Annotated in this window: 9 protein-coding genes; 2 read left to right on the forward strand and 7 right to left on the reverse strand. The window is 71.1% G+C overall.

Annotated elements, in window-relative coordinates; translation table 11 throughout:
- Nucleotides 1–257 precede the first annotated feature (257 nt).
- From hpf to mtrA, 5 genes are all read right to left on the reverse strand, one after another.
- Nucleotides 258–923, reverse strand: a complete 666-nt coding sequence (hpf, locus tag VFV67_RS35275; RefSeq protein WP_326475061.1) for a ribosome hibernation-promoting factor, HPF/YfiA family — start codon at nt 921–923, stop codon at nt 258–260.
- Between the two features lie 438 nt (nt 924–1,361).
- Nucleotides 1,362–2,033 (reverse strand): ComF family protein, encoded by a 672-nt coding sequence (locus tag VFV67_RS35280; RefSeq protein WP_326475062.1) that lies wholly within the window; start codon nt 2,031–2,033, stop codon nt 1,362–1,364.
- Between the two features lie 43 nt (nt 2,034–2,076).
- Nucleotides 2,077–3,837 (reverse strand): LpqB family beta-propeller domain-containing protein, encoded by a 1,761-nt coding sequence (locus VFV67_RS35285; protein WP_326475063.1) that lies wholly within the window; start codon nt 3,835–3,837, stop codon nt 2,077–2,079.
- Complete coding sequence (gene mtrB, locus VFV67_RS35290) at nt 3,837–5,564, reverse strand: MtrAB system histidine kinase MtrB (RefSeq protein WP_414636404.1); 1,728 nt, start codon at nt 5,562–5,564, stop codon at nt 3,837–3,839. The genes VFV67_RS35285 and mtrB overlap by 1 nt, the downstream gene beginning before the upstream one ends.
- Before the next feature lie 22 nt (nt 5,565–5,586).
- Nucleotides 5,587–6,264 (reverse strand): MtrAB system response regulator MtrA, encoded by a 678-nt coding sequence (gene mtrA / locus VFV67_RS35295; RefSeq protein WP_326475064.1) that lies wholly within the window; start codon nt 6,262–6,264, stop codon nt 5,587–5,589.
- A 104-nt stretch (nt 6,265–6,368) separates the two neighbouring features.
- On the opposite strand from mtrA, the gene VFV67_RS35300 reads away from it, so the two are divergent.
- Entirely contained in the window at nt 6,369–6,851 is a 483-nt protein-coding gene (locus tag VFV67_RS35300) for a VOC family protein (RefSeq protein ID WP_326475065.1), read from the forward strand.
- A gap of 8 nt (nt 6,852–6,859) precedes the next feature.
- On the opposite strand, the gene VFV67_RS35305 is transcribed toward VFV67_RS35300, so the two are convergent.
- Nucleotides 6,860–7,501, reverse strand: a complete 642-nt coding sequence (locus tag VFV67_RS35305; RefSeq protein ID WP_326475066.1) for a dTMP kinase — start codon at nt 7,499–7,501, stop codon at nt 6,860–6,862.
- 10 nt (nt 7,502–7,511) lie between these two features.
- Nucleotides 7,512–8,264, reverse strand: coding sequence for a DUF1266 domain-containing protein (locus VFV67_RS35310; protein ID WP_326475067.1), 753 nt, complete (start codon nt 8,262–8,264; stop codon nt 7,512–7,514).
- A 148-nt stretch (nt 8,265–8,412) separates the two neighbouring features.
- Between VFV67_RS35310 and VFV67_RS35315 the strand changes: the two genes are divergently transcribed.
- Entirely contained in the window at nt 8,413–9,045 is a 633-nt protein-coding gene (locus tag VFV67_RS35315; protein ID WP_326475068.1) for an SRPBCC family protein, read from the forward strand.
- Nucleotides 9,046–9,066 lie beyond the last annotated feature (21 nt).

Below are 9,066 nucleotides of genomic sequence, written 5' to 3' on the forward strand. Positions count from 1 at the left end.
GCGCAGGTGCTTGAGCGTCTTGCCCTCGCCGGCGCGCAGAATCCTGGCAAGCACCATCAGGTCGACCTCACTAGCTTGGCTTATTCGCGCCCGGCCCGGACGCCAGAACCCATCGTAGGCGCAGTGCGATCAGACGCGGCCAGGATGGGTTACCAATGTGACCGATGGTGCCCGTGGGACAGGACGGATTCACCGTGGGTGCCCCGGAGCCGCGACGCACCGGGGCACCCCGTTCGGGTTCGTGGACGGACCGGCCGTCAGGTCAGCCGGATGACGCCGTAGTCGAACGCTCTGCGGCGGTACACGACGCTCGGGCGGCCCGACTCGGAGTCGTTGAAGAGGTAGAAGTCGTGGCCGACCAGCTCCATCTCGTAGAGGGCCTGGTCGACGGTCATGGGCTCAGCTGAGTGGACCTTCTCCCGCACGATGCGTCCGGGCAGGTTGTCCTCCGTGTCCCAGCGCTGTTCCGGGACCTCGGGTACGCCTTCGTACTCCAACTCCCGGGTCGGCAGTAACGCGGTCTGGGTGGCGGCTCGGGAGTTCACGAGTTCGCCGGCTGGGGCCGCGTTGATGGTGCTGGAAGTGGCCTCCGCAACGGAGGCAGGGCTCCGGCGCCCGTAGTGCACCCGCCTGCGGTCATGCAGGCGACGCAGCCGGTTCTCGATCTTGTTTACTGCGGAGTCGAGCGCGGCGTAGAAGTCACCCGCACACGCTTCGGCTCGAACGGCAGGCCCCCGGCCCATGCCGGTGATCTCCACTCGCTGGCAGCTCTTCGACTGCCTGCGGTTGGGTTCGTGGAACAACTCGACGTCGAAACGGATGACCTTGCGGTCGTACCGCTCCAAGCGGGACAGCTTGTCTTCGACATGGATCCGATAGTGATCCGGAATCTCGACGTTGCGACCCTTTACCACGATGTCCATACACGACCTCCCTCGCAATTGCGAGCTCTGGCAAATTCGAACATTGCGGCGCCGATTCAGCGTGACCCCCCTCAGGGCCCCTCCGGCGCCAGGGTCATGGGCTCTTCGCCTCCTCCCTGCCTACCGGGGACGTTGATAGCGGGCACGTTAGCTCGGGATGTCGCCGAGCAACAGTCCCAACAAGGGCGAAGTTCGGACCGGAACGGCGTGTGACTGTGCGCAACCACAGGTCGAACGCCAATACTCGAACCGCTGCCCTCCCGTCCAGTTCCGGGCCGCACATTCACCCCTACGGCCCAACGTAATACACAATTCGCGCACCTGCCAGAGCCGATCGGAACAATCCCGGCCTGGCCTGCCGGAGGGCGGCGGATCCGTTGCCAGGCACCGAAGTCACCCGTGTGGGCGGCACGGCCCGTCCCGCCATCCGGGATGCCGTCACGCCGTGGCGGTCAGGGTGAGGACGGCCGCGACCGGGACCCCCGCCGTGGCCAGCACCGACGTGCAGGCCGCCGCCGTCGCGCCGGTGGTGATCACGTCGTCGAGCAGCACCACCGGCTGTCCGGCGGGCGGTGAGCCGGCGGGCACGTGCCGTAATCGGCCGCGCAGGTTCGCCGCCCGGGCCGCGGCGTCCAGACCGACCGAGTCCCGGGCCCGCCGGTCCATCCGGAGCGCGGGCGCCACCGCGGCGGGCTGCCCGGCCAGGGCGAGGGCGGCCGCGCACTGCCGGGCCAGCGCCAGCATGTGCGGACCGCCGCGGCGCCGGGCGGCCACCGGCCGGGACGGGGCCGGTACCAGGTACCAGACGCCGCCCGGCCCGGCCCGGGCGGCCGGCAGCAGCGGCAGCGCCGCACCGAGCGCTCGGCCGAGCGGCGCGGTCAGGTCCCGCCGGCCGCGCTCCTTGTGGCCGAGCACCGCGCGCCGGGCCGGACCCCGGTAGCGGCCCAGCGCGTAGACCGGCGGTCCGTGCGCGGTGGCCGGCCGGTCCACCGGGAACGGGGCGCGCAGCACCATGGCGCAGGCCGGGCACCAGGCCACGTCCGGCACGTCGCAGCCGGCGCAGCGCACCGGCACCAGCAGGTCGAGCAGCAGTCGCACTGGGGTTCGCATGGGCAGAGCATGGCCGAGCCCACCGACAAAACCGCGCCGCCGGTCAGCCCGGGTAGAACGGCCGGGCGCCGGGCACCTGGTGGTGCGGGAGCAGGCGCCAGACCTGCAGGGTCTCCGCCGCGGTCCACATGCCGCTGCCGTCGGTCACCACCACGTCCCGGTCCGGGGCGGCGGTCACCGCCGACACCCCGGCACCGAGGTTCGCGCTGTTGTACCGATCCAGCTTGAATCCGTCGACGGAGACGTTGACAACCGGCTGGGTGCTCTGCGCGGTGGCCGCGACCACGGTCTCCTGGCTCACCCAGTCCACCCCGACCACGTTGCGCACCTCGGTGCTTGCCAGGGCCCTCGGCGCCTGGATGGTCACCGAGTCCTTGTCCCGCGCCACCGAGGCCACCACCACCTGACCGGAGATCACGGCGGCGATCCGGGTCCCGTCCCGGGACAGCCGCAGGTCGGTGATCGTGCCGAAGGTGCGCAGCGCGGAGGCGTTCACCCGGTCGACCGCCCAACTGTTGGCGCTGGTGCGGAGCAACCGGACCACCTCGACGCCGTTCTGCACGGTCCACACCTCGTTGCTCGGCGCGTTCGGCATGCTCAACAGCCAGGTGGGCCTGGTCAGCGTGGACGCCTGCAAGCCGACCTCGGGGAGTTCGCGGCCGAACTCACCGATCCGCAGCAGGGACCCGGTCGACACCTCCTCCACCACGGCCAGCGCCTTGCCGTCGGACGACTGCGCCGCGCTGCTCACCCGGATCGCCCCGCTGCCGGCCGGCCCGGGGATCGGGTTGCCGTTGTCCAGCGAGTAGACCCGTCCGGTGCCCGGGTTGAGGAACAGGCCGGGCAGATTGGCGCCCGGCTTGGTGGTGGTGTCGTAGAACGGCACGTCGCCCTGCCGCCAGTCCACATGCCCGGGCACCAGCACCTGCCCGTCGACCATCAGCCGGATCCGGCTCTGCGTGATCTCCTTGAGGGTCCAGACGATCTGCGCGGCGATCAGCCGCCGGTCGTCCGGGGTCCGGTCGCCGATCTTGGTCAGGTTCACCACGAGCGCACCGTCGTCCGGATCCGTCACGGCATTCGTGCGGATCTCCGCCTCCGGGCCGAAATAGGTGCGCACCGCGTTGGCCACCGTGTCGGACGGGCCGGCGACCAGCAGCCGAACCACCCGGTCCGGCAAGCCGCTCACCGGCTGGGCCGGCACGTACCGCAGGTCCGGCACCAGGACCCGCAGCTCGGGGTCGAAGAAGTAGACGTTGACCTTGCGGTAGCTCTGGTCGAAGTTCGGCAGCGTGATCATGATCTCGTCCGGCGGGCTGTCGATCCGCCACGGCGCGCTCTCGTTGTCGCGGAGCAGCACGACCTGGAACTCGTCGCTGCCGAACGCCGGGCTGTACGACCGGTCCGGAGCGAGCTTGCCGACCTTGGTCACGGTGAGCACCACGACGGCCACGTTCTCCGGGGCGTCGCCAAGGGTGTTGCGCTCGCGTTGGGGCTGCGGCAAGGTGCCGAACGTCTCCGCGATGATCGTCGGCGGGCCATCGCCCGGCCAGGCCTTGCGCGCGTTCTCGGTCAGGTAGCCCTTGGCCGCCTCGGGATTGCCGGCCGCACCGACGAAATCGCGCACCAGCGTGAGCGGGTCGGCCTTCGGGTCCGGCGCGGCCAGCGCGCCGTCCGCCTGGACCCCGCCGGTGGACTCGATCTTCGGCGTGGACTGCTCGGGAATCGTCGCGCACGCCGAGGTCAGGGCCGCCAGCATGGTCACGATCGCCAGTGCGGCGCGTCGCCGCCCGCGGATGGCCATCACCGCACCTCCTCACGGTCGCCGGCCCACCGGGCCGGCGCGGCGGCGGTTCCGTTGCCCGCCACCGGGTCGTCGGTCGGCAGCGGCAGTGTCACCGCCTCGATGACCACGGTGTCCGGGTCGCCGGGCAGCGAGAGCGGGCTGCCGCGGTAGCCGACGCCGGTGCGCCTGGGCAGGGTGAGCCGGAAGCACGCGCCGTTGCCCGGCTCGCCCCAGGCGTCCAGCCCGCCGCCGTGCAGCCGGGCGTCCTCGAGGCTGATCGCTAGGCCAAGACCGGTCCCGCCGGTGTGCCGGTTGCGGGACGGATCGGCTCGCCAGAACCGGTTGAACACCAGGTCCGCCTCGCCGGGGCGCAGACCGACGCCGTGGTCCCGCACGGTCACCGCGAGCGCCTCGTCGTCGAAGCCGAGCCGGATGACCACCGGCTGACCGGCCCCGTGGTCGACCGCGTTGGCCACCAGGTTGCGCAGGATCCGCTCCACCCGGCGGGATTCGACCTCGGCGGTCACCTCAACGTCCGGCAGGTCCAGGATGATCTCCGAGCCGGTGTTCTCGGCGATCCGGCGCACCGGCTCGACCGCGCGCCGCACGATCGGCCGCACGTCGACCTCCTCGGCGACCAGCTCCTCGACCCCGGCGTCCAGCCGGCTGATCTCCAGCAGATCGGCCAGCAGCGACTCGAACCGGTCCAGCTCGTCGACCAGCAGCTCGGTCGACCGGGCCAGGCCGGGCGGGAACTGGCCGCGGGAGGCGTGCAGCACGTCGGCCGCCATCCGCACGGTGGTCAGCGGGGTGCGCAGCTCGTGCGAGACGTCCGAGGTGAACCGGCGCTGCAGCGTGCCGAACTCCTCCAGCTGCCGGATCTGGCCCTGAATGCTCTCCGCCATCGCGTTGTAGGACTGGGCGAGCTTGGCCAGGTCGTCCTCGCCGACGACCGGCAGCCGCTCGTCCAGCTCGCCATCGGCGAACCGCTCGGCGGCCTGCGCGGCCCCGCGCACCGGCCGGACCACCTGCCGGGTGACCAGGTTGGCGATGCCGGCGAGCAGCAACAGCAGCACCACGCCGCCGACGATCAGCGTGCTCTGCACCAGGTTGATCGTGGCCTTCTCGGCGGTCAGCGGAAACAGCATGTACAGCTGCAGGCCATGGCCGGCGTTGGACACCGGGACGCCGATCATCAGGAAGGTGACCCGCTCGGAGCCCCGGTTCACCGTGTAGATCTGGTGGGCCAGGTTGCCCGCCTGCACGTCGCGCCGCAGCAGGGCCGGAACGTCCTGATAGGGCCCGACATAGCGGCGGTCGCTCTGGGCGAGGTCGGTCGCGTCCGCGGCCAGCACCGGCTCGAACGCGCCGGCCGGCGGGCTGCTCGAGCCTGGCTCATCCGGGTTGGAGCTGACCAGCCGGTTCAGCGCGTTGGACAGCCGGCTCTCCACCGCGTCCGAACCCGGGTTCACGCCGACCAGCTCGCCCTCGACGATCTGCACGGCGTTGCGGGTCGCCTCGATGGCGGCGTCTTCCTTGGTGCTCACCAGCCGCTCGGTGATCTGGTACTGCAACACCATGCCGAGCACGAAGACCACGGCCGAGGACATGGCCAGTGTGGAGATCGTCACCCGCAGCTGGAGTGACCTCCGCCACAGCACGGCGAACGTGCCGGCCTGAGTTCGTCCAAACGCGACGGTTCGGGCGGTGAACCGCGCCGCGCCGCGCAGCAACCTACTCACCAGGACCGCCGTTCTCCCGCCCACATCACGGAGGGCCGGCCTTGTAACCCACACCACGAACGGTTAACACGACCACCGGGTGCTCGGGATCCTTCTCGACCTTCGAGCGCAGCCGCTGCACATGCACGTTCACCAGCCGGGTGTCCGCGGCGTGCCGGTAGCCCCACACCTGCTCGAGCAGCACCTCGCGAGTGAACACCTGGCGGGGCTTGCGCGCCAGTGCCACCAGCAGGTCGAACTCCAGCGGGGTGAGCTGGATCGCGATCCCGTCCCTGGTGACCTCGTGCCCGGGCACGTCGATGGCCAGGTCGCCGATGGCCAGCATCTCGGCCGGCTCCGACTCGGTGCGCCGCAGCCTGGCCCGCACCCGCGCCACGAGCTCCTTGGGCTTGAACGGCTTGACCACGTAGTCGTCGGCGCCGGACTCCAGGCCGAGCACGATGTCGACCGTGTCGCTCTTCGCGGTGAGCATCACGATCGGCACGCCGGACTCGCCGCGGATGGCCTTGCAGACGTCGATCCCGTTCATGCCCGGCAGCATCAGATCGAGCAGGACCAGGTCCGGCTTGAGCTCACGCAGCGCCGGCAGCGCGCGGGTTCCGTCGGCGACCACCGCGGTGTCGAAACCCTCGCCGCGCAGCACGATGGTCAGCATCTCCGCCAGGGCGGGGTCGTCGTCCACGACCAGCACACGTGCCTTCATGGCCATATCGTCGCACTTTGAGTGCGGTGTCCGTGTCAGCCCCCACCACCGATCACCGCCACGAGTATAGTTGAATGTTGAACAAAGCAATCACGGAGGTGCGCATGGGTATCCGGCGGCTCAACCACGCGGTGCTGTACGTGCGCGATGTGGAGCGCAGCGTGACGTTCTACGTCGACGTGCTCGGCTTCCGCGTGGTCCATCAGGGTCCCGGCATGGCGTTTCTGCGCGCGGCGGACTCGGACAACGACCACGACCTCGGGTTGTTCGGGGTCGGCGCGGACGCGCCGGCGAGTGGGCACCCGGCGGTCGGGCTGTACCACCTGGCCTGGTCGGTCCGCACGCTGACCGAGCTGTCCGGGTTCGCCGCACGGCTGGCCGAGACCGGGGCACTGGTCGGCAGCTCCGACCACGTGGTGTCCAAATCGTTGTACGGCAAGGACCCGGACGGCATCGAGTTCGAGGTCTCCTGGTTCGTGCCACGCGACCGGGTCACGCCGGAGATGGAGGAGTCCCCGGCCATCCGGCGGCTGGACATCGACGCCGAGATCGAGCGGTGGGGCGCGGAGCTGGTCGGCGCGCTCTGAACGATCGGTCAGCCCAGGGCCAGCTCGGCCAGCGCCGGAAAGTCCACAGTGGACGAACCGTCGACCACCCGCCACGGTCCCAGCCAGGTGTCCGCGGCGAGTTGGTCGTAGACCGCCGCGCAGCGCGCCTGCAGGCCGTCGTCGGCCTCCCAGGTGTCCCGCTCCCGGTCCGACTCGGTGCGTTCCCGGTGCGCAGACCGGGCCGCCGCCAGCTCGGGCGGCACCCGCAGCAGCAGCTGCAGGTCCGGCAGCGGCAGGCCGAGCCGGTCGATCTCCAGCGCCCGCACCCAGGCGACGAACCCGCCCCCGGCATCCTGGCCGAGCCGGGCGGCGCCGTAGGCGGCGTTGGACGCGACATAGCGGTCGAGCAGGACGACGTCGTGGCCGGTCAGGGCGGCCCGGATGTCCCCGGCGGCCGCCTGCCGGTCCAGGGCGAACAGGGCGGCCATGCCGTACACCGAGTCGCCGAGATCGCCCAGCCGGCCGTGCAGGGCGTCGGCGATCAGGTCGGCGTGCACCCCGGCGCCGTAGCGGGGAAAGGCCAGCCGCTCGACCGAGGCGCCCCGTTCGGCCAGCGCCGCGGTCAGCTTGTCGGCCAGGGTGCGCTTGCCGGCCCCGTCCAGGCCCTCGATCACGATCAACCGTCCCACGCCGTGCACCCTAGGAGAACGGGATGTGCAGCCAGGGACTGGCCTGTTCGGTGAGCAGCATCCGGTTCGGGCCGAGCACCGACTGGTAGGTGTGGCCGTACTCCTCGTTGTCGAACCGCAGCACCCGGCCGAGCGCGTAGCCGCCGCCGTAGTCCGCCCAGGAGGTGTAGCGCTGCCGGACCAGTTCGCCGGCGCGCAGCACCGTCGACTCGGCGGCGCGGTAGTCGCAGAACCGGCCGCCGAACCCCCAGCGGGCCATGTTGACCGCGCGGCCGTAGTCGTAGCCGCGCACCGAGCTGACCATCCCGTCCGGCGGCAGCAGCCCGTCGGCCCGGAACCTGGCCTCGTACCGAATGATCACGCCGGCACTGACGGTGAAGCCGTCGACCACCTCCGGCGCCGCGCTGCGCCACTGGCCCCACTGCCGGATCGCCGCCCGCCAGGCCGGCAGGTCGCACCGGCCGGCCCGGGCGATGACATCCCGGCGCAGTTGCAGCAGCAGGTCGGTGTCCTGGCCGTCGTCCTCTCCGGCGAGCAGCCGGTCGACGTGCTCGCGCCACTCATCGGCGGTGCTGATGCCCCAGCTGTCCTGCAGTGAGTCGCGGGTCTCCTGGCAGGCGGCGGCCGGGTCGATCAGGGCGTTCCACGCCTGCGCGCTGTGGATGGGAATGTGGGCGCCGCAGGCGAAGCCGTGCGCGAGCGGACCGAAGAACGGCCCGCGCGGTGCGCTGACCAGAGTGTCGACGTGGCCGCAGCTCGACACAGTGACTCCATTGGCGACTGAGCACGGATGGACCGGCAGCGAGTCTATCCAGGAGACCCGGTGACGTGCCGTCGCAGCCTCTCCCAGGTTTGACTTATATAAGTGGCTAGTAATAGCCTGGCGGCCGACGAACCGAGGGAGACTACCGATGATTGACATCGTCAACCAGATCAACGAGGTCCGCCGCTCGGTGGGCACCAGCGACCGTGCCGAGGGCGCGCACACCGTGCTGCTGCGCCGGCACTACAACGCTGACGTGGCGGACGTCTGGGACGCCTGCACCAGTGCGGAGCGGATCAGCCGCTGGTTCCTGCCGATCTCCGGGGAGCTGAAGCTGGGCGGCCGGTACCAGCTCAAGGGGAACGCCGGTGGCGAGATCCTGCGCTGCGAACCGCCCCGGCTGCTGCGGGTCACCTGGGTGATGACCGAGGACGACCCGCTGTCCGAGGTCGAGGTGCGGCTGTCCGAGGCCGGGTCCGGCACCGATCTGGAGCTCGAGCACGTCGCCGTCCCGCCGCCGGACATGTGGAACCAGTTCGGCCCCGGCGCCGTCGGCGTCGGCTGGGACGGGGCGCTGCTCGGCCTCGGCCTGCACCTGGCCGGCGGTGCGATCGACAACCCGGAGGAATGGCAGATCTCCCCCGAGGGCAAGAAGTTCTCCACCCTGAGCAGCGAGGCCTGGGGCGCCGCCCACCAGTCCGCCGGCGCCGACCCGACCATCGTCGCCACCAACATCGCCCAGACCACCGCCTTCTACACCGGCGACCCGGCCCCGAACTGACCCGAGGGGCGGGGTGTCTGG

The sequence above is a fragment of the Actinophytocola sp. genome (genome assembly GCF_035762905.1).
GTDB lineage: Bacteria > Actinomycetota > Actinomycetes > Mycobacteriales > Pseudonocardiaceae > DASYTH01.